This is a genomic window from Amnibacterium soli (genome assembly GCF_039544415.1).
GTDB classification, from domain to species: domain Bacteria; phylum Actinomycetota; class Actinomycetes; order Actinomycetales; family Microbacteriaceae; genus Amnibacterium; species Amnibacterium soli.
On the sequence record NZ_BAABLP010000003.1, the window covers coordinates 37,139 to 56,362 of the forward strand.

A 19,224-nucleotide genomic window follows, 5' to 3' on the forward strand; every position below is an offset into this window, starting at 1 on the left:
CGGTGGGCGATGCTGAACCCGTGGAGCTGGTGGTCGGTGCCCGAGGTCGGTCGTTCTGCCTGTCCGAGCTGTGCGGACTGTCGGAGGACTTCGCCAGGACGCTGCAGACGATGGAGCACGAGGTCGAGCAGCAGTGCGCCACCGACTCCCCGGAGGTCGGGTCGCTGGACCCGGGCGCTCCCGTCGTGCAGGCGCTCGTGGAGGCGATCGCCGCCGTCGACGTGGCACCGCTGAGCGCGATCGCGGATCCCCTGATGCTGCTGGTCGGCCTGGGGGCGGCCGTCGACTCGGCGATGCCCTGGCAACCGCCGCGCATCCGCGACGCCCTCGCGTCGCTGCCCGCGGTCACCGACGCGCTGCGACCTGCCGGCGCAGCGCTGCACGCCTCGCCGGCCGCAGCGTGGTGGTCGTCCCCGATCGCCCTCGAGCAGCAGTGGGAGGTCGCCGGGAAGCCGTACGGGCACCTCGCACCGCTGCGTCCGGCTCGCTCGACTCTCCGTCGGATCCGGCACGACCTGCTCGGGTACGAGGCCCGCTTCCCGAGGCGCTGCGCCGACCCCGACGACGAGCCCGGCGGCGAGTGGTGGTCGACGCCGGTCGTGTGGTTCGGTTCCGACGACACCGTCATGCCCTCCTCGTCCCGTCGGCTCGACGCCATCGGAGCGATCGAGCTCGCGGCGCAGGAGGACTCCTACGGTCCCGAGCGTGCTGCCGTCCGACAGCTGCTCCCCTCCGAGGCCGGCACCCGCGTGTACGAGGTGCATCGTCCGAGCGACTGGCAGCAGCTCGTCGCCGCCCACCCGTTCGACGTCAGCCGCTCGCGTCGAGGCGTCTGGTGGCGGAGCACCGGCTTCGACGGCGTCTGGTTCATCCCGGACTGGGAGGCGGTCGCCGAGCACTTCGACGCCGTCCACGTCTCGGTGCACGGCTACCTCACCACGGCGGGCGAGGCACTCCCCGTTCCCGGCGGACGGACGGTCCTCGCGGGTTGGAACCCGGACGTCACCTTCTGGTTGGCCGACGTCACTGCAGGCCGCGCCGAGCACTGGCGCCGCACCTCGGAGCACTCGATGGAGGCGTGGACGCGCGAGCCGCTGTCCTGACGAGCGTCACCCCCGTCGTCCGTCACGGCGGCCCCGGCTCCGGATCCTCCCGCTCGGCGCCGGCAGCCGCCCTACCGGATGAGCGGGACGGCGGTGCCGTTCATCCTCCCGTCGGAACCGGTTCCCTCCCCCGAGCGATCCGCTGAGGACGCGCACCGGCTGAGATCGGAACGTGAACATCACCGCACACCGCCTCCTCGTCCTCCCCGCCGCCGTCGCCCTGGCGCTGTCGATGACCGGCTGCAGCGCCGTCGCGAACATCGCGCACAAGACCCACGACGAGTCCTTCGCCGACCGGGCCGCGGCGACCACCGGCTGGACCGGGGTGCCCGCGCCGAGCTGGCTGCCGTCCGACGCGACCGACATCCACAACCTCGCCACGAACGACGAGACGAACGCGGTCATCGCCCTGAAGAGCACCAGCCGCGAGCCCTCCGGCTGCGTGGAGGCGGACCGCGAGGCGATCCCCTTCGACCAGCCGAGCTGGGCGCCGAAGCTCGACCGGTTCCCGGACCGCGTGCAGCGGTGCGGCGACTACGAGGTGATGCGGATCGACGGCGGGCTGCTCGGCTGGTTCTCCGCGACCGAGCCCGGCCAGAAGCCGACCGCCTCCGCGAGCTGATCTCCGGCGTCGCTCCGGCGCGGAGCGCGGTCGGGGTCCATGCTGTTCGCGTGCAGCACCGTCGGCTCCCGGGTCGCGCCTCCCGCGCCCGCGCGGCGAGCCTGGTCGCGTGCGCGGCGCTCCTGCTGGCCGGCTGCACCGCCGCGCCGCCGACGGACGACCGATCGAGCACCTGGCTGGACCGGATGCAGACCGTGTTCCACGACGAGGGCGGAGTCGGAGGAGGAGGCGGCGGCGGACCGGGCTCCGTCCAGCTGACCGGCGTGCGCCCCGGCGACTGGGTCGCCTACGCGGTCTGCGACGACGCCGACCAGGTCCACGTCCGCATTAGCAGCGACGGCCGGACGCTCGCCGAGACCGACGTGCCCTGCGGCGCGACGATGCGCCTGCCGATCAGGATCGACCGGGCCGGGTCGCGCACGCTGGAGATCCGGGCGACGAAGCCGAAGACGACCGCCGGCGCCGGATGGTGGTCCGTGCAGGTCGACAGCACGTCCTGGCGGCAGAGCGGATCGTTCTCCCTGGGCTGACGACGAGCAGCGGGCTAGCGTCGGACCGTGAAGCGGTGGCCTCTGATCGTCCTGCTCGCGGCCGGGATCGTGTGCGCCGGGATCGGCGTGCAGCTGACCGGGAACCCGTTCCAGCCGGCGAAGCACGGCTGGACGGCCTACGCCCCGCTGTCGGGCGCGACCTATCGTCCGGTCGACGTCACGTGGCTGGTCTGGGCGCCGCGGATCGGCGTCGTGCTGCTGGCGCTCGGCGCGGGCTGCGCTGGGGCCGCGCTCGCCGCGCTCGTCCTCCTGCAGCGCGGCCGGATCCGGGCCCGGCCCGCGGACTGACCCCGGCAGCCACGCGCGGCGAGGTGCCGACCGCGGTCTAGCGTCGACGAATGGTGGTCCGCCGCATCCTCGCCGCATCGACCGGCTTCGCTCTGGACCGACGCCACGGCTGGACGGTCGGCCCCCTCGTGCAGGCCGCGATCGACCTCAGCGCGCACCCTCGGGCGCCCCGCGTCGCCTACCTCGGCACCGCGATGGGCGACCGGCTCGAGGACGTCGCCATGGTGCACGGCGCCTTCGCCGGCACCGGTGCCACGGTGAGCCCGATCCGGCTGATGCCGCAGCCGAACGTGCCCGACCTCCGCGAGACGCTGCTGAGCCAGGACGTCGTCTACGTCGGCGGCGGCTCCGTGGCCGGCCTGCTCGCGCTCTGGCGGCTCCACGGTCTCGACCGGATCCTGCGCGAGGCGTGGGACCTCGGCATCGTGCTGACCGGCGCCTCCGCCGGGTCGATCTGCTGGCACCGGGGCGGCCCCACCGACTCGTTCGGGCCGGACCTGCGAGTGATCACGGACGGGCTCGGCCTGCTCCCCTACGGCAACGGCGTGCACTACGACGCGGAGGCGTCGCGGCGGCCCGTGCTGCACGCGGCGGTCGCGGACGGGACCCTGCCGACCTCCTTCGCGACGGAGGACGGGGTCGGGCTGCTCTACGAGGACACCGAGCTGGTCGACGTGCTGAGCGACCGCGAGGGCGCGGTCGCCTACCGGGTCGAGCGACGCGGAGACGGGGTGGAGGAGAGCCGGATGACGGCGCGACTCCTCTCCTGATCCGCTGCACGCCCGCGAAACGCGCCGCGACGACCGCGTCGACCCTGCCGATGCGAGGCCCCGTCGGTGCGAGGCCCTGCCGGGCCGGGTCAGTCGCCGAGGACCGGCGGGCGGCGCGCCGCGCGGGCGGCAGGGCGTCTCGAGCGCTTGGGCGTGAGCGCGATCTCCTCGTGCAACGGGCTGCGGGCGGTCACGGTGGGCCGCTCCTCCGGGGCGGACGCGGGCGGCCAGACGGCGACGGCGGCCTTCACCGGCGGCACCGCGACGACGGTCGGCGTCAGGCGCCCCTGCGGGCAGATCGGCTCGATCGCCTGCTGGATCCTCCGGCGGGAGGCGACGAGGGAGCTGCGGACCACCGTCTCGGACACGCCCGTCTGGGCCGCGATCTCGCGGTACGAGAAGCCGCCGAGCTCGCGGAGGAGCCAGCACTGCGCCTGCTGGGCGGGCATGGCGTCGAGGACCACGGCGAGCGCGTCCTGCAGGTCGAACCGCTCGACCTGCCGATCGGGCCCCGCGACGAGCGCGACGTCGTCGGTCAGCTCGCTGTCCTGCCGGCGCGAGGCGAGCAGCCGCAGCGCCTCGCGCGCCGCGATCCGCAGGATCCAGGCGCGCACGCGCGTGCGGTCGTCGAGCGTGTGCAGGTGCTGCCACACCTTGAGCGCCGTCTCCTGGCGCACGTCGTCCGCATCGGCCGCGTTGCGGGTGATGCGGAGAGCCGCCCGGCGCAGCACCGCGTCGTGGCGGCGCATCAGCGCGTCGAAGGCCCGGCCGTCCCCCGACGCGATGCGGTCGACGAGCGTCGCGTCGTCGGCGTCCTCGCCGTCGCGGTCGATCGGGTGAAGGTGGGACACGGACCGCGAGCATGGTGACTTCGGCGATTCCGTGCAACCCCCAGTGCACGCGATGCGTGCGATCACGAGGTTCGGTTCAGGTGCGCAGCGCGTGCGGGCCTCGGGAACGCGCATCGCGGCCCGATCGTCGCGGCCAGCGAGCGCGCCCAGCACCCCGGATGCCGCGGAACCCCCTGGTCGCAGGACGGTTCGCGGGCGGGAGGCGCCGGCGACGCGCGTGAACGACGGCTCCGCGCTGGTCCTCGTCAGTCCGCGGTCGCGACGAGCGCTTCGCCCTGCGGCGCCGGGTCCCCTGCCAGCACCCGCGCCAGTGCGTGCAGGTCCCGCTCGCCCTGGTCCCAGGTCAGCACGGCGGTGACGAGCGCGGGCGACCACCGACCCCGGACCCGGGTGCGCCCCTCGCCGAGCGCGTCGAGGCGCAGGTGGATCCGGCCGCCCCAGGCGGCCCAGCTCGGCCGCGCGGACACCTCGGCCTCGGCACCTGCAGCGGTCTCGTCCAGCCGAACGAGGGTGAACCGGCGTCGACTCGTGAGTGCCCCGCGGAGGCGGGCGACGACCACCGACGTCGGCACCGCCGTCTCCCACTCCGCGTCCGTCCGCCCGAGTCGCGAGCGGACCAGCGGGTCCGCCTCCGACCGCGGGTGCTGATCGGCGTCGCGGACCCAGGCGACGCCGACGAGGATCAGCACCACCGGCAGGACGACGCCGACCAGCGCAGTCGACACCACGGGATCGACCGGCGGCGGCAGGAGCCGCGCGACGGTCGCAGCGGCCTGCACGGCCGCGGGCAGGGCGAGCGCCCAGCGCGCGACGCCCCGCAGCGCACCGCTGCGGGCGACGGCCGCTGCCGCGAGGACGGCGAGCACCGTCAGGCACACGTTCCACATCGCTTCGAGTGGAACGTCACCGGGGCTCTCGCTCGACGCGGCGTCGACGGCCGCGAGCGCCCCCGAGACGATCGGCCCGAGGCCGAGCACGACGCAGGCGAGGCGGCCCCACGACGCGGTCCCCGCGAGGCCCGGCGAGCCCTGCGTTCCGGACGCGACCAGGAGGCCGAGCGGGACCCAGCCGACCACGGCGGCGAGGAGCGCGATCGCGCCGGCCAGCAGCAGGACCAGGACGACGAGCGGCGGCAGGACCGCGCCGGCGGCCGGCACGGCCGCGAGCAGCGCGGTCGCGACCAGCCCGAGGGCACCGACGCCCGCGAGACGACGACCTGCCAGGCGAGCCGTCAGCATCAGCGGTGCCGCACCTTCCTCGTCAGCGGGACTCGAACAGTAGGGACCCGGCCTCGGGCGCCGCAAGCCGGCGGCGCGAGACCGTCTCCGTTCGGCGTCACGCGTGGAGGAACAGCAGCAGCGCCTGCAGCATCGAGAGGAGGAGGGCGGCGACCGGCAGGACGACGTGGGCGGCGACGGACGCCGCGAGCTGCAGCGGCGCCGGCGCGGCCAGCAGCACCGGCGGCAGGGCCCACACGAGCGCCACCAGGAGCAGCGCGGTCTGCACGACGGTCCAGCCGCGCCCGAGCGGCCGCCCGGCCCGCTGCACCCACGTCGCGGCCATCGTGAGCGACGTCGACCAGACCGACCAGATCAGCAGCAGCACCCAGTTGCCGAGGGCGACGTCGGTCACTGCCCGGGCCGCCGCGCCACCGCTCGCGAACGGCACGGACCAGAGCAGCGCGACGCCGAGCACGCCGACGGGCACCGACCACGGCAGCGCGGACGCCCTCCTCGCGGACGTCCTCCGAACCTCGGCCGGACCCGGCGGAGCGATCGCCTGCCCTCGACCCGTGCGCCCGTCCACGCCTCCATCGTCGCGCGGCTCCGGCACGAGCCGCGACCGGCCGGCGTCAGGCGCAGCGGATCGTGCGGACGGCCTTCGGCCACGCGTCGGCGTCCTGCCGCTGCCCGACGTAGGCGTAGCCGCTGTCCTTCGAGAGCCACAGGTGCTCGCCCTCGCGCTCGTACCCGGAGTCGATGGCGTCCGCCGGCACGGCCACGTGCTCCAGGAAGTCGCGCTCGAAGTACTCGTCCTGCAGCTCCGGATCAGGACGCCGCACGTACTCCGTCGGCGAGGGGCCCTTGTCCCAGCCGCCCTCGACGGGTCCGTGCAGGTCGAGGGCGGTCATGCCGGCGAAGCAGTCCCCGGTGAAGGAGAACGACACGATCGCGGACGTCGGCTGCCGCCGGCCGGTCGCGTCCGTCCAGATCTCGAGACCCTGCTCTCGGGCGACCGAGTCGGGCAGCTCCGCGTAGTCGCACCGCGCCCGCGACTCGAGCCACCAGCGGGTCACCGTGTCGCGGCTGCCGTCGCCCTTCAGCGCCGGCCCGTGCCGGAGGATCAGCGCCTGCTTGGCGACGCCCGCCACCTCGAGCACGTACAGCCGCCGGTCGGTCTCGGTGCGCGCGAGGGCGAACCCGGTCTGCGCGCCGTCCCACGAGTACCAGCGCCGCGCCGCGTCGAGCGCCGCATCGGGCGTGGCACCGGTGTCCTCACCGGCGTACGGCGCGGTGCTCGTCGAGCCGATCACGGGACCTGTGCACCGCACCACCTCCCCCGCAGCGCCCGGCCAGCCGATGCGGTCCACGCCCCTCGTCGGCCCCGGACTGCTCACGAGCGGCAGGTCGTAGGAGCCGGAGGGGGTGGACGACCCGACCACCGCCGCGGACGCGCCGCAGCCCGTGAGCGCGAGCAGGGGCAGCAGCGCGAACAGGCCGCGCAGCACCGACGAGGTCCGCATGCCCGGCAGTGTCCGCCGCCGGGCCGGACCGCTCAAGCGCTCCGCGTCCCGATCGCGCATCGATCTGCAGGGCGACGGGTCCCGGCCACCACCAGCGGGTCGCTCGTAGCATCGGGCGGTGCGCCACGAGCTGATGGAGACCACCCGGCGGAGCCTCGACCGGATCGCCGTCGACGCGCAGCGGGCCAGCCGCACACCGGCGCTCGCCGCCGGGGTGGCGCACCGCGGCGATCTCCTGTGGTCGGCCGGCGTGGGTACCGCAGACCTCGCCGACCCGTCGGTGCCGCTCGGGGTGGACACGCGGTTCCAGATCGCCTCGAACACGAAGACCTTCACCGCGACGATGGTCATGCAGCTGCGCGACGAGGGCCGGCTCGGCCTCGACGACCTCGTCGACGACCACCTGCCCGGCAGCGACCATCCCGGGGTCACGGTGCGGCAGCTGCTCTCCCACGCGAGCGGCATGCAGCGCGAGCCGGTGGACGCGGAGTTCTGGGACACGCTCGAGGTGCCGCCCGCGGAGCGGTTCGTCAGCGACTGGAACGCGACCGAGCGCGTGCTGCAGCCGCACACCGCCTGGCACTACAGCAACCTCGGCTACATCGCGCTCGGCGAGCTCGTCGCGCACGCCGACGGCAGGTCCTTCGCGGAGAGCCTGCAGTCCCGCCTCCTCGATCCCGTGGGGCTGCGCGACACCACCCTGCAGCAGCGCGCGCCGCAGGCGGGCCGCTACTACGTGCCGCCGTTCTCCGACGCGCCGGTCGACGAGCCGGTCCTGTTCACCGGGATCCTGGCTGCGGCCGGCGGGCTGGCGAGCACCGTCGCCGACCTCGTGCGCTGGCACGCCTTCCTGCTCGACCCCGACGAGGCCGTGCTGCGCCGGGACACGGTGAGCGAGATGCTCGAACCGCACGCGATCCGCGACGACCGCTTCAGCGGCGCCCAGGGGCTCGGCTTCGCGGTCGTGCGCAAGGACGGCCGCACCTGGTTCGGGCACACCGGCGGCGCGCCCGGCGGCATCACCGGCGCGTACTCCGATCGCGAGTCCGGGCTGACGGCCGTGGTGCTGATGAACAACAGCGTCGCCAAGGACCCGGAGGGCACCGCGATCCGCCTGGGCGAGGAGGTCGCCGCCCACGACGCACCGCTCCCCGCACGGTGGACGCCGGGCCCCGCGCCGTCGGCGGCGGTGCAGGAGCTGCTGGGCGTCTGGTTCTCGGAGGGCTCGGCCTTCGTGCTCCGCGCCCGCGAGGGCCGGCTCGAGGCCGTCGTCGGCGGCGCCGATCCCGCAGTGGCGCCGTCCGTCTTCGAGCAGGACGGCCCCGACTCGTACCGCACGGTGTCCGGACGCGAGCGGGGCGAGCGCCTCGTCGTGCGCCGCCGGGACGACGGCTCCATCCGGCTGCTCAGCTGGGCGACCTACCGCTTCACGCGGCAGCCGCTGGGATTCGGCGAGCGCGCGGTCTGAGCGGCCGGCTCAGACCGCGGGCGGCTCGGGCGCGAGCGCGTCCAGCAGCTGCGGTCCCCAGGCGAGGCCGAGCTCGGCCTGCAGCACCCGGGTGAGCAGCCGCATGCGGTCGAAGTCCGACCGGTAGCCGATCAGCTGGTAGGCGTTGATGCCGTCGATCAGGGAGATCACCTGCGCCGCCACCTCGTCGGCGTCGGCCTGGAGGAACTCCCCGGTGCGGGCGCCGCGCCGGATCACCGACGCCACGAGCGAGTGCCAGGCCTCCTCGTTCTCCCGCACGGCCGTCCGCAGCGCCGGGTTGCGCCGGGACAGCGCCCACGCCTCGAGGCGCACCGCGTCGCTGTCCTGCGGCGGGGTCGCGAGCCAGACGAGCAGGGAGCGCAGCTGCTCGGCCGGCGACGGGTTCGCGAGCACGGTCCTGCGCACGTCCGCGAGCTCGGCGACGCTGAGTCGCTGGAACGCCTCCGCGGCGAGCGCGTCGAGATCGACCTGCACGCGCCGCTGCGGGAGGCCGACCGCCGCGGCGAACCGTTCGGGCGTGACCGCGAGCAGGCCGCCGTCGCCGAGGATGTCGACGACCGCGCGCACCGCGTCGTCGTGGTCGATGCCCTCGGCGCGCTTCGAACCCAGCATGGACCCCTCCTCGACCGCATGCGACGGCGCCGCCGACGACGTCGTCCACCTGGCGGTGCGACCCACGGCCGCACCCGGCATCGATCAACCCACGACCGCGGTCCTCGCGCAAGCGACGCACCGAGGCGCGACCACGGGGATCCGTGCACCCCGGCGCGCGCAGCACCGCGCACCTCGACGCGACCGGCACGATCCGATCCCGTGTCGTCCGTCCTGCTCGCCGCGCTCGGCGGTCTCGGTGCCGCTGAGCACGCCCTCACGGTGGCGGAGGCGCTGCGCGACCGGGGCCACCGCGTGTCCGTCGTCTCGTCGGAGGCCGCGGTGCAGTCGTACCGGCGACTCGGCTTCGAGGTGCACGTCGCACCGGAGCCGCCGACGCCGGCCCGCCAGCGGGCGCTGCCGCCCGTCGCCCAGCGCGCCCATCAGCTGCTCGCCCGGGTGCAGCGCAACGTCATCGATCCCGTGCCCGGGCAGTGGGCCGTCGTCGAGCGCGTGATCCGCGACGCGGCGGTCGACGCCCTCGTCACCGACGGCCTGTTCGTCGGCGCGGCGATGCTCGCGGCGAGGCCCGCGACCGAGCGGCCGCCCGTGATCATGGTCGGCTTCTCCGCGCCGTGGATCCCGGACCCGCTCGTGCCGCCGTACGGCATGGGCTTCGCGCCCTCGCTCGACGCGGGCGACCGGGTCCGGGCCGCGGCGTTCGAGCTGATGGCGGCCCGCGTGATGGCGCGGCTGTCGCGGTCGTTCAACGAGCAGATCCATCGGACCTTCGGCGTCCGCGTCCATGGCGACCTGCGCGCCACCCCCGCGCTCGGCGACGCGTGGGCGCAGCTGACGACCGACCGCTTCGAGTACCCGCGAGCGGCGGCGCCCTCGAACTTCCGCTTCGTCGGGCCGCTGCACCCGCCGTCGGGAGAGTCGATCCCCGAGTGGTGGGACCCGCTCGAGGAGCCCCCGGTGATCGGGGTGCGGGCGACCTCCCCCTCCACCGTCCGGGACCTCGTCGTCCCGATGATCCGCGCGTACGGGGGCACGGGCAACACCGTCATCGTCGCGGGCGCGGACCGCAGGTCGACGGCGATCGCCCTCGCCGGGGCGATCCCCGCGAACGTGCACTTCGAGGCCGGGCTGCCGTGGTCGCGGATGCTGCCGCAGCGCAGCGTCGTCGTCTCCGACGGCGACTACCTGCACACCCAGCACGCGCTGCGGCGCGGCATCCCGCTCGTCGTCGCGGGCACGCTCGAGACCGACGTGGAGACGGCGGCCCGCGTGGCCTGGTCGGGCGCCGGCATCGACCTGCGCACCAGCCGGCCCTCGACCGGCGAGATGCGAGCGGCGATCGAGCGCGTCCGCAGCGACGAGGCCTACCGGACCGCGGCCGCGCGCATCGCCGTGCAGATCGCGGCGACCGACGCGGAGCGGACGATCTGCGAGCTCGTCGAGGACGCGATCGCCCGGCGTCGACCGGAGCACGCCGTTCCCTCCGACTGACGTCCTGACGCGGGCGCGCATCCCGACTCGGCCGCGCGTCCGGGGCTCAGGCCGGACGCCGTCGAGCCCGCGCGGCGGCGGGCCGCCGGGGCGCGAGCGCCCAGCGGGTGACGCTCCACAGCGCCTCGAGCACGATCCCGCCCGACATCTTGCTCACGCCGTGCTCCCGCTCGACGAAGGTGATCGGCACCTCCACGACGCGCAGGCCGGCGGCGTGCGCGCGCCGCACGAGGTCGATCTGGAAGCAGTACCCCTCGCTCCGCACGCTCGACAGGTCGAGGCGCTGCAGCCGGCCGGCGCGGAACGCGCGGAAGCCGCCGGTGACGTCGCGGTACGGCAGGCCGAGCATCAGGCGGGCGTACCGGTTGCCCGCGCGGGAGAGCAGGAGGCGGTGCAGGGCCCAGCCGTCCACGGCGCCGCCGCGCATCCACCGGGACCCGAGGACGAGGTCCGCACCCTCCTCCAGCGCGTCGAGCAGCCGCGGGAGGTCGGCCGCGCGGTGCGAGCCGTCCGCGTCCATCTCGACGATGCACTCGTAGCCGTGGTCGAGCCCCCACCCGAAACCGGCGAGGTAGGCGCGGCCGAGGCCGTCCTTCTCCGTGCGGTGCAGCACGGCGACGCGGGCGTCGCGCGACGCCAGGGCGTCCGCGAGCTCGCCGGTGCCGTCCGGGCTGCTGTCGTCGATCACGAGCACGTGCGCGCCGGGCTCGGCGAGGTGGATGCGGGCGACGGCGTTCGCGAGGTTCTCGACCTCGTCGTAGGTGGGCAGGCAGACGAGGGTGCGCATGGCGGGGCTCCTGTCGGTCATCGGCGGTCGGTGGGCCGCAGCACGAAGCGGCCGACGTGCACGAGCGGGGATCCGGCGTCGAGCACGGCACGGCTCCGCGCGCTGAGGCCGGTGCTCGGGCGGATCGGGATGGTGGCGTCGCCGGACCGGAGGTGGTGGAGGACGAGGCGCTGCCAGATCGCGTTCCGCGGACGCGGCACGGGCCGGCCGTCCGGCAGCCGCACGTCGGCGCGGTCGTACGTCCAGCCGGTCACGTCGGGCCACACCGGGCAGCGCGCGTCGGCGAGGTCGCGGCTGAGCAGGCCGGTCGACTCCAGCACGGTCGGGTCGTCGGAGGTGATGCAGCCGGGGGTCCGGTCGACGGCGGCGGAGAAGGCGGCCGGCACGGCGAAGCCGGAGCGGATGCGGTCGTCGAGGTGCAACCCGGCGAGCAGCAGCGCCGCCGCGACGCCGGCGGCCAGGACCGGCAGCACGACGCGGCGCGCGGGCAGCAGCTGCGCGACGCGCTGCACGCCGATGCCCGCGCAGAGCGCGAGCGGCGGCGCGGTCAGCCCGCCGTAGTGGCGGAACCAGGACGGGCTCAGCAGCAGCACCGCCGCGTCCGCGAGCAGCAGCACGGCGAAGACCCGGGCGCCCCGGGTGAGCAGGGTCAGCACGACGGCGAGCGCGACGGCGGCGGTGAGCGCGAGCGTCACGGTCCGCAGGTGCAGGCCGGCGGCGGCGTGCGCGCCGAGGATGCCGGCCAGCCGGTGGACGAGGCCGGGCTGCCGGGGCCGGCCGATCTGATCGAGCACCACCTCTCGCACCATCGCCTGCGGCGCGGCCAGCAGCGACGGGCCCCACACGATCGCGACGGCCAGCGCCGCGCCGAGCGCGAAGCGGAGGCGGTCGCGCATGCCGGGCGTGCAGAGCGCCAGCACCGCGATCGGCACGACGTACCAGATCTTCACGTCGGCGGACCAGCCCGCCGCGAGGCCCGCCAGCAGGACGCCGCGGCCCGTGCGGGCGCGCTGCAGCAGGAGCACCGCCAGCAGCACGCCGAGGGTGCCGAGCGGCTCGAGCAGGACCGACCGCTCGGCCCACACCGCCGGCGGCAGCACCGCGTAGAGCACGCCGCCGGTCAGCGCCGCGGCCCAGCCCCACCGCCGCAGGATCACGACGATCAGGGCGGTGTTCAGCCCGCCGATCAGCTCGAACGCGAGCCGTGCGGCGGTCAGCCCCGCCGGATCGGCGGTCAGCGAACCGAACGCCGCGAACGGCGCCACGGCGAGCGCGACGCCCGGCGGGTGCAGGAGGAGGAAGTCCGCGTACGGGATGCGCCCGTGGACCAGGGCGTCGCCCGCCGCGTAGTAGACGCCGTCGTCGTAGCCGCCCATGCCGGTGAGGCCGCCGCCGCGCAGCATGACGGCGAGGCGGATCGCGAACGCGAGCGCGCCGATCGCGACGGCGACCGGTCCGACGGGCAGCAGCCGACCGGGCGCGCGCAGCGGCGCGACGGGCGCCCGCTCGGGTCGCTGCAGCGTCGGCGTGCGGATCATGCCCGGCAGCGTCCGCGCCCGCCGTCAAGAAACCTCCGAGGAAGAGCCCCTCCGCCTTCACATGACATGAACGCGCTGCGCCCGCCTCCGGAACCGGGGATGCGGCCGGCGCCGCGCTGCTGCACGATGTGGCGGTGGACGTGCTCGGCGGTGCTCGGTCCCGGGCGCGCCGGGGGACGACGTGACGGCGGAGCGACGGCCTCCGCTGCTCCTCGTCGAGGACGACGTGCGCATCGGGCCGCTCACGGTCGAGATGCTCTCCCCCGCCTACGACGTGCGTCTCGCGCTGGACGCGGCGACCGGCTTCCGGCTGGCGATGGAGGGCGACTTCGCCGCGCTGGTGCTCGACCGCCGGCTGCCGGACGGCGACGGGCTCGACCTCGTGCGGCAGCTGCGCGCCCGCGGCAGCGCGGTGCCGATCATCCTGCTCACGGCCCTGGGCTCTCTCGAGGACCGCGTGGGCGGCCTCGACGCGGGCGCGGACGACTACCTGACGAAGCCGTTCGCCTCCACCGAGCTGCTCGCCCGCCTCCGCGCGATCACGCGGGTGCACGCGACGGGCGAGCCCGTGGTGATGGTCGGCGACTGGGAGTTCCGGCCCGCCGCGCGGATCATCAACTCCCCCTACAGCGGTCGGATCGTGCTGAGCCGCACGGAGGCGCAGCTGCTGCACCTGCTCGCGCAGCACCCCGACGAGACGCTGTCGCGCGAGCGGATCCTGCGCGAGGTGTTCCCGCCGGGCGACGTCCCGGGCACGGTCGACACCTACGTGCACTACCTGCGGCGCAAGACGGAGCGGGACATCGTCACGACCGTCCGCGGGCAGGGCTACCGGGTGGGCCGGCCCTGACCTCGACGGCGCCGGCTCGGTCTTCGAGGTTTCTGGCAGCGGGACCCGAACCATGGCGATCGGAGGTCCCGATGCCCAACTGGTTGTCGTCGCTGCCGATCGAGACGGTGCGCACGCTCGCCGCCGTCTACGCGGTCGTGAGCGTGCTCGTGATCGTGCTGCTGCTGCCCTTCGGCGTGCGCGCCCGCAGCCGCGGGCGCTGGTACGCGGTGCTCGGCGCCGCCGCGGTGCTCGGCGCGGGCATCGGCTGGGCGCTCGTCTGGTGGCTGGGCGACGTGCAGGACGTCTTCGGCGTGCAGCTCTCGACCGTCGTCCACGTCGCCGGCGCCGCGCTGTTCGCCGGCGTCGCCGTGGCGCTCGTCGGCCTGTTCCGCACGAGCTGGTGGAGGAAGGCGGTCGCGGTCGTGGCCGTGCCCGCGGTGCTCGCCGCCGGCGGCCTGATGATCAACGAGGACTTCGCCTACTACCCGACCCTCGGCGACGTCGTCGGCGACACCGGCGTGGGCGCGCTCGTCGCCGGCGGCCTGCACGCGAGCAGCCGGCCGCTCGCCGACTGGCGCGCGCCCGCGGACATGCCGACCACCGGCGAGCTCGGCACGGTCACGATCCCCGGCACGCTCTCCCACTTCCACGCCCGCAAGGCCTGGGTGTGGCTGCCGCCCGCCGCGCTCGTGAAGCACCCGCCGCGGCTGCCCGTCGTCATCGGCCTGTCCGGCCAGCCGGGGCAGCCCTCCGACCTGTTCCTCGCCGGACACCTCGACGAGACGATGGACGCCATCGCGAAGGCGCACCACGGCGTCGCGCCCGTGCTCGTCGTGCCCGACCAGCTCGGGTCCGCCACCCGCAACCCGATGTGCGTGAACTCGAGGCTCGGTCGCGTCGCCACCTACATCACGGTGGACGTGCGGCACTGGATCCTGTCCCACGAGTCCGTCTCGTCCGACCGGCGCGCGTGGACGATCGCAGGCTTCTCGGAGGGCGGCACCTGCTCGATCCAGTTCGGCTCCGGCTACCCGGCGGAGTTCGGCAGCATCGTCGACGTCTCCGGCGAGCTCGCGCCGCGCAACGGCACCGTGACCCAGACGATCGACCGCGGGTTCGGCCGGTCCGCCCGCGCCTACCTCGACGCCTCGCCGCTGCACGTGCTGGCGCACCACCGCTACCCGTCGACGCACGCGATGTTCGCGGTCGGCGGCGACGACGACCGCTACCGGCCGATCACGCTGCGCATGGCGAAGGCGGCGGCGCGCGCGGGCATGACCGTGCGGACCTACGTCGTGCCCGGCACGGCGCACGACTGGCACACCGCCTCCCAGGGCCTCGCGTGGGGCATCGAGGGCCTGGTACCGCGCTGGGGCCTGCCCTCGTGACCGCCGTGCTGCGCCGGCAGACCGTCTCGGTCGCGTTCGCCGCGCTCGTGCTGCTGGTCGCGCTGGCGACCGGCTCGCTGCTCGGGCCGCGGCCCGGGCTGCGCCAGGTGGTCGGCACGGGTCTCGACGCGGTCGTGCAGCACCACGACCTGCTGTCCGTGCTGACCGCGGCGGTGTTCGCGCCGGGCCTCGGGGCCCTGCTGCTCGACGTCGTGGCGATCGTGGCCGTGATGGGCGGCGCGGAGCGCCTGCTCGGGCACGGCCGCACCCTGCTCGTCGCCGCGGGCACGACCGTGCTCGGGATCGCCGCCGGCATCGTGCTGCAGGCCGCCGGCATTCTCGTGCGCGGCGTCTGGTCGCAGGCTCCGCTCGACACCCTCGTCGTCGATCCGCTGATCCCCGTCGCGGGCACGGCGATGGCCGCGAGCGCGTTCGCCGGCCCGCTGTGGCGGCGGAGGATCCGCGTGCTCGGCTTCACCGCGCTCGTCGTCGTCCTGCTCTACTCCGGCGAGCCCGGCGACGCCTACCGGCTGGCCGCGGGCGCGGTCGGCCTCGTGCTCGGCCTCGTGCTCACCCGGCACGCGCCGCGCCTCCGGTGGCGCCGCAGCAGCCACCACGAGACCCGCAGCCTGCTCGCGGCGGTGGTCGGCGTGACCGCGTTCGGCCCGATCGTGGCGGTCGTGTCGCCGCACGGCTACGGGCCGCTGCGGCCGCTCGGCCTGCTGTTCCGCGACTCGCTGCCGGGCGCCGGGTTCTTGCGCGACCCCTGCGACGGGTTCCGCAGCTCGGCCGAGTGCGCGCGCCAGGTCGCGCTCGCGCACGTCAACGGCCCGGGCGCCGCCCTGATGCCGCTGCTCGTGCTGGCGGCGTCGCTCGCCGCCGCGTGGGGCATGTGGCACGGCCGCCGGGCGAGCGCGATCGTCGCCGTCGCCCTCAACGCGCTCATCGCCCTGCTGACCGCGGTCTTCTTCGGCGTGCTGCCCGCGCTGCGGCACCCGCGCACGCTGCTCGGCCCGGCGCTGGACGGCGGCCCGACGCTGCAGACGACCCTCGCCGCGCTCGTGCCGGCGGCCGTCGCCGCACTGGTGCTGCTGAGCATCCGGCACTTCGACGTGCGCCCTCGGCGGACCGTGGCGCTGGCCTCCGCGGGCGCGGTCGTGGCGGCCCTCCTGGTCGGCGCGGTGCCGTACGTGCTCGCGGGAGCCCTCCTCCCCCGCCAGTTCGCGCCGCGGTCGGACGTGCTGTCGACCCTCGCCGACGTGCCGCAGCGGTACGTGCCGATCGGCTTCCAGCGGCTGCAGCACCTCGGGCTCGTTCCCATCGGCCAGCCCGCTCACCTGATCCACGACTGGATGGGGCCGCTGCTCTGGGCGGTCGTGCTCGCGGTCACCCTGGTGCTGCGCTTCGACCTGGCGGTCGCGCCGGGCGCCGACGACCAGCGCCTGCGCCGGCTGCTGCGCGCCGGCGGCAGCGGCTCGATCTCCTACATGGCGACCTGGCCGGGCAACGTCGTGCGGTTCTCCGCCTCGGGCGACCACGCCGTCGCGTACCGCGAGATCGGGGGCGTCGCCCTCGCGCTCGGCGAGCCCGTCGGCGCCGCGGCGGGCCGGCTCGCCGCGGCGCGGGAGTTCGCCGTCGACTGCGACGACCGGGGCCTGACCCCCGTGTTCTACGCGGTCTCCCCCGAGTTCGCGCGGGCCCTGTCGGACGAGCGGCGCTGGTCGACGGCCACCATCGGCGAGGACACCCTGATCCGTCCGCGCGCGTTCGCGATGACCGGCAAGCGCTGGCAGGACGTGCGCACCTCCATCAACCGCGCGCAGCGGCTGGGCGTCTCCACCTGGTGGACGACCTGGAGCGACTGCACCCCCGCGCAACGCGCGCAGATCACCGCGATCTCGGAGGAGTGGGTCGCGGACCGCGGGCTGCCCGAGCTCGGCTTCACCCTGGGCGGCGTCGACGAGCTGCACGACCCCGCGGTGCGGCTGATGCTCGCGCTCGACGCGGAGGGCCGCGTGATCGCGACGACCAGCTGGCTGCCGACCTGGCGCGACGACGTGCAGATCGGCTGGACGCTCGACGTGATGCGGCGGTCGGCGGACTCGATGAACGGGCTGATGGAGTTCGTCATCGCGCAGGTGCTGCTCCTCGCGCAGGAGCAGGACCTGGAGTTCGTGAGCCTGTCCGCCTCACCCCTCGCGCTCTCCGACGTGGAGGACGACGGAGCGCTCGACCGGCTGCTGCGGGTGCTGTCCCGGGTGCTCGAGCCGGCGTACGGGTTCGCGTCGCTCGCGTCGTTCAAGGCGAAGTTCCAGCCCGAGCTGCAGCCGCTGGTCCTCGCCTACCCCGACGCCCTCGCGCTGCCGGCGACCGGCATCGCGCTGACGCGCGCCTACCTGCCGCACCTCACGGCGCGCGCCGCAGTGCGCCTGGTGTCCGCCTTCCGCTGACGCGGGCGCAGGTGCAACGGGCCTGGACGCCCGGCGGGACACGCCGAGGACGGGCACCGTGTCCCTGGAACCCCGGGCGCCGCCGTCCCACACTCGAGGGATGCAGCGGCGTGCACCGACCCGGCGGACCGTGGCGGTGCTCGGCGCCGCGGCGGTCGCGACGCTGCTGGCGCCGGACCGGGACGTCCGGTCGCTGTTCGTGCTCGGCGACTCCTGGGCCGCCGGGCTGCACGCCGACCCCGCGCGGGCGCTCGGTCAGGTCGCGGCGGCGCGGCTGCACTGGGCGGTCACCGTCGACGCCGTCTCGGGCACCGGCTACGTGACGGATGCGGGCGGGGGCGCCGCCTACGCCGATCGCGTGGCGCGCGTCGAGCCCTCGGTGCGCGCCGACCTGGTGGTGGTGCAGGGCGGCAGCAACGACCGCGACGCGTCGCAGGCGGAGCTGGCCGCCGGTGCGCGGCGGACCCTGCGGGCGCTGGGGAGCCGGTTCCCCGCGGCGCCGCGCGTGATGCTCGGGCCGGGACCCGATCCCGAGCCGGTGACCGCCGAGCAGCGCGCGGTCGACGACGTGCTCGCCGACGTGGCCGAGGCGGAGGGCGTGGCGTACATCTCCATGCTCCGCGCGGCATGGATCCCCTCCGCGCCGACCCGCGTGCTCGATCCGCGGAACCATCACCCGACGATCGACGGCCAGGCCTACCTGGGGCTGCGGCTCGAGCAGCGTCTGCGGGGCCTCTACCCGCGGCTGACGCGCTCCGTCTGACGGCCCCCGACCGCAGGCGCGCGGCGCGGCCGGCCGCCGAGCACGCCGGTGGCGAGGGCGACGCCGACCAGGCAGATCGCGCCGCCGACGAAGGTGAGCGGTGCGGGCACCTCCGCGAGCACCGCCCAGGACAGCAGCACGACCAGCGGCGGGACCGCGTAGGTCGACGCCGCCATCCGGCCCGCGCTGGTCCGCGACAGCGCCCAGCCCCACAGCAGGAACGCGATCGCGGTCGGGAACACGCCCAGGTAGACGACCACGGGCAGGGTGGCGCCCGGTGCCGTGGCGACCTGCTCGACGAGCCGCGGGGCGAAGGGCAGGCAGACGACGGTGCCCGCGGCCGCGCCGAGCCAGGTGAGCGTCAGCGCGTCGAGCCGCACGAGCAGCCGCTTCTGCACCGTCGCCGCACCCGCGTAGAGCACCGCCGCGGCGAGGCCGAGCAGCACGCCGAGCAGGTCGCCTCGACCGGTGGAGGTCGTGACCGCGATGAGCGCGACGCCCGTGAAGGCGACGGCGAGCCCGATCATCAGCCGGGCGGGGAACCCCTCGCCGAGCAGCAGCCCCGCGAGCACGCCCACGATCACGGGCGCCAGGTTCACGAGCAGAGCGGTGGTGCCGGCGTCGATCCGCGTCTCGGCGGTGTTCAGCGCCAGGTTGTACAGGCCGAACCAAGCGACGCCCCACGCGGCGACGGCGAGCAGCAGCCGGCCGCGCGGCAGAACCGGCGCTCTCCCGCGTCGTGCCGCGCGCACGCCGACCACCAGCGTCAGCACGAGGGTCCCGACCAGCATCCGGCCCAGCGCGAGCGGGCCCGGGTCGAGGTCCGCCCCGACCGCTCGCACCCCGATGAAGGCCGATGCCCAGAGCACGACGGTCACGACGGCGGCGAGCACGGGCAGGACGCGGGAGGCGGGCACGGCTCCACCTTCGAGCAGTGGAGGATTCA

19 protein-coding genes are annotated in these 19,224 nt (G+C 75.4%); 11 read left to right on the plus strand and 8 right to left on the minus strand.

The features are described from left to right. Nucleotides 1-20: 20 nt before the first annotated feature. The 5 genes from ABEA53_RS08370 (at nucleotide 21) to ABEA53_RS08390 (ending at nucleotide 3,334) form a co-directional block, all read left to right on the plus strand. A complete protein-coding gene (locus ABEA53_RS08370) occupies nucleotides 21-1,103 on the plus strand; it encodes a hypothetical protein (RefSeq protein ID WP_345480640.1) in 1,083 nt (360 codons plus the stop codon). A 172-nt stretch (nucleotides 1,104-1,275) separates the two neighbouring features. Further along, nucleotides 1,276-1,725, plus strand: a complete 450-nt coding sequence (locus ABEA53_RS08375) for a hypothetical protein (protein WP_345480641.1) — start codon at nucleotides 1,276-1,278, stop codon at nucleotides 1,723-1,725. Nucleotides 1,726-1,775: 50 nt separating this feature from the next. Next, nucleotides 1,776-2,255, plus strand: coding sequence for a hypothetical protein (locus ABEA53_RS08380; protein WP_345480642.1), 480 nt, complete (start codon nucleotides 1,776-1,778; stop codon nucleotides 2,253-2,255). Nucleotides 2,256-2,282: 27 nt separating this feature from the next. After that, entirely contained in the window at nucleotides 2,283-2,564 is a 282-nt protein-coding gene (locus tag ABEA53_RS08385) for a hypothetical protein (protein WP_345480644.1), read from the plus strand. 50 nt (nucleotides 2,565-2,614) lie between these two features. Continuing rightward, entirely contained in the window at nucleotides 2,615-3,334 is a 720-nt protein-coding gene (locus ABEA53_RS08390; protein ID WP_345480645.1) for a Type 1 glutamine amidotransferase-like domain-containing protein, read from the plus strand. A gap of 89 nt (nucleotides 3,335-3,423) precedes the next feature. Here ABEA53_RS08390 and ABEA53_RS08395 read toward each other — a convergent pair whose 3' ends face one another. From ABEA53_RS08395 to ABEA53_RS08410, 4 genes are all read right to left on the minus strand, one after another. Beyond that, the gene (locus ABEA53_RS08395) at nucleotides 3,424-4,185 is read right to left on the minus strand and encodes an RNA polymerase sigma factor (protein WP_345480646.1); all 762 of its coding nucleotides are present in this window, start codon (nucleotides 4,183-4,185) and stop codon (nucleotides 3,424-3,426) included. Between the two features lie 245 nt (nucleotides 4,186-4,430). Then, the gene (locus ABEA53_RS08400) at nucleotides 4,431-5,423 is read right to left on the minus strand and encodes a hypothetical protein (protein WP_345480647.1); all 993 of its coding nucleotides are present in this window, start codon (nucleotides 5,421-5,423) and stop codon (nucleotides 4,431-4,433) included. Between the two features lie 97 nt (nucleotides 5,424-5,520). Then, complete coding sequence (locus ABEA53_RS08405; RefSeq protein WP_345480648.1) at nucleotides 5,521-5,991, minus strand: hypothetical protein; 471 nt, start codon at nucleotides 5,989-5,991, stop codon at nucleotides 5,521-5,523. 46 nt (nucleotides 5,992-6,037) lie between these two features. After that, nucleotides 6,038-6,928 carry a hypothetical protein gene (locus tag ABEA53_RS08410; RefSeq protein ID WP_345480649.1) on the minus strand — a complete coding sequence of 297 codons (891 nt, stop codon included), beginning with the start codon at nucleotides 6,926-6,928 and terminating at the stop codon, nucleotides 6,038-6,040. Between the two features lie 118 nt (nucleotides 6,929-7,046). Here ABEA53_RS08410 and ABEA53_RS08415 point away from each other — a divergent pair, with 118 nt between their 5' ends. Further along, the gene (locus ABEA53_RS08415; protein ID WP_345480650.1) at nucleotides 7,047-8,396 is read left to right on the plus strand and encodes a serine hydrolase domain-containing protein; all 1,350 of its coding nucleotides are present in this window, start codon (nucleotides 7,047-7,049) and stop codon (nucleotides 8,394-8,396) included. 9 nt (nucleotides 8,397-8,405) lie between these two features. On the opposite strand, the gene ABEA53_RS08420 is transcribed toward ABEA53_RS08415, so the two are convergent. Then, the gene (locus ABEA53_RS08420; protein ID WP_345480651.1) at nucleotides 8,406-9,029 is read right to left on the minus strand and encodes a TetR family transcriptional regulator C-terminal domain-containing protein; all 624 of its coding nucleotides are present in this window, start codon (nucleotides 9,027-9,029) and stop codon (nucleotides 8,406-8,408) included. A gap of 201 nt (nucleotides 9,030-9,230) precedes the next feature. Between ABEA53_RS08420 and ABEA53_RS08425 the strand changes: the two genes are divergently transcribed. Continuing rightward, on the plus strand, nucleotides 9,231-10,520 hold the full coding sequence (locus ABEA53_RS08425) for a glycosyltransferase (RefSeq protein ID WP_345480653.1): 1,290 nt from the start codon (nucleotides 9,231-9,233) through the stop codon (nucleotides 10,518-10,520). A 46-nt stretch (nucleotides 10,521-10,566) separates the two neighbouring features. Here ABEA53_RS08425 and ABEA53_RS08430 read toward each other — a convergent pair whose 3' ends face one another. Then, nucleotides 10,567-11,328 (minus strand): polyprenol monophosphomannose synthase, encoded by a 762-nt coding sequence (locus tag ABEA53_RS08430; RefSeq protein WP_345480654.1) that lies wholly within the window; start codon nucleotides 11,326-11,328, stop codon nucleotides 10,567-10,569. After that, nucleotides 11,325-12,845: a hypothetical protein gene (locus ABEA53_RS08435; RefSeq protein WP_345480655.1), complete on the minus strand. Its 1,521-nt coding sequence runs from the start codon at nucleotides 12,843-12,845 to the stop codon at nucleotides 11,325-11,327. The genes ABEA53_RS08430 and ABEA53_RS08435 overlap by 4 nt, the downstream gene beginning before the upstream one ends. A gap of 181 nt (nucleotides 12,846-13,026) precedes the next feature. Between ABEA53_RS08435 and ABEA53_RS08440 the strand changes: the two genes are divergently transcribed. The 4 genes from ABEA53_RS08440 to ABEA53_RS08455 all read left to right on the plus strand — a co-directional run bounded on the left by ABEA53_RS08440 (nucleotide 13,027) and on the right by ABEA53_RS08455 (nucleotide 18,278). Further along, nucleotides 13,027-13,695 (plus strand): response regulator transcription factor, encoded by a 669-nt coding sequence (locus tag ABEA53_RS08440; RefSeq protein ID WP_345480656.1) that lies wholly within the window; start codon nucleotides 13,027-13,029, stop codon nucleotides 13,693-13,695. Between the two features lie 71 nt (nucleotides 13,696-13,766). Beyond that, nucleotides 13,767-15,065, plus strand: a complete 1,299-nt coding sequence (locus ABEA53_RS08445; protein WP_345480657.1) for an alpha/beta hydrolase — start codon at nucleotides 13,767-13,769, stop codon at nucleotides 15,063-15,065. Continuing rightward, nucleotides 15,062-17,515: a bifunctional lysylphosphatidylglycerol flippase/synthetase MprF gene (locus ABEA53_RS08450; protein WP_345480658.1), complete on the plus strand. Its 2,454-nt coding sequence runs from the start codon at nucleotides 15,062-15,064 to the stop codon at nucleotides 17,513-17,515. The genes ABEA53_RS08445 and ABEA53_RS08450 overlap by 4 nt, the downstream gene beginning before the upstream one ends. A 100-nt stretch (nucleotides 17,516-17,615) precedes the next feature. Further along, complete coding sequence (locus ABEA53_RS08455; RefSeq protein ID WP_345480659.1) at nucleotides 17,616-18,278, plus strand: SGNH/GDSL hydrolase family protein; 663 nt, start codon at nucleotides 17,616-17,618, stop codon at nucleotides 18,276-18,278. Here ABEA53_RS08455 and ABEA53_RS08460 read toward each other — a convergent pair. Further along, entirely contained in the window at nucleotides 18,251-19,195 is a 945-nt protein-coding gene (locus ABEA53_RS08460) for a DMT family transporter (protein WP_345480660.1), read from the minus strand. The genes ABEA53_RS08455 and ABEA53_RS08460 overlap by 28 nt on opposite strands. Between the last annotated feature and the right edge of the window lie 29 nt (nucleotides 19,196-19,224).

What these genes read in the sequence shown, in the direction of transcription:
- ABEA53_RS08390 (WP_345480645.1), top strand. Translation starts at nt 2,615, where the DNA reads ATGGTGGTCCGCCGCATCCTCGCCGCATCGACCGGCTTCGCTCTGGAC.
- ABEA53_RS08400 (WP_345480647.1), bottom strand. Translation starts at nt 5,423, where the DNA reads ATGCTGACGGCTCGCCTGGCAGGTCGTCGTCTCGCGGGCGTCGGTGCC.
- ABEA53_RS08410 (WP_345480649.1), bottom strand. Translation starts at nt 6,928, where the DNA reads ATGCGGACCTCGTCGGTGCTGCGCGGCCTGTTCGCGCTGCTGCCCCTG.
- ABEA53_RS08420 (WP_345480651.1), bottom strand. Translation starts at nt 9,029, where the DNA reads ATGCTGGGTTCGAAGCGCGCCGAGGGCATCGACCACGACGACGCGGTG.
- ABEA53_RS08430 (WP_345480654.1), bottom strand. Translation starts at nt 11,328, where the DNA reads ATGACCGACAGGAGCCCCGCCATGCGCACCCTCGTCTGCCTGCCCACC.
- ABEA53_RS08435 (WP_345480655.1), bottom strand. Translation starts at nt 12,845, where the DNA reads ATGATCCGCACGCCGACGCTGCAGCGACCCGAGCGGGCGCCCGTCGCG.
- ABEA53_RS08445 (WP_345480657.1), top strand. Translation starts at nt 13,767, where the DNA reads ATGCCCAACTGGTTGTCGTCGCTGCCGATCGAGACGGTGCGCACGCTC.
- ABEA53_RS08455 (WP_345480659.1), top strand. Translation starts at nt 17,616, where the DNA reads ATGCAGCGGCGTGCACCGACCCGGCGGACCGTGGCGGTGCTCGGCGCC.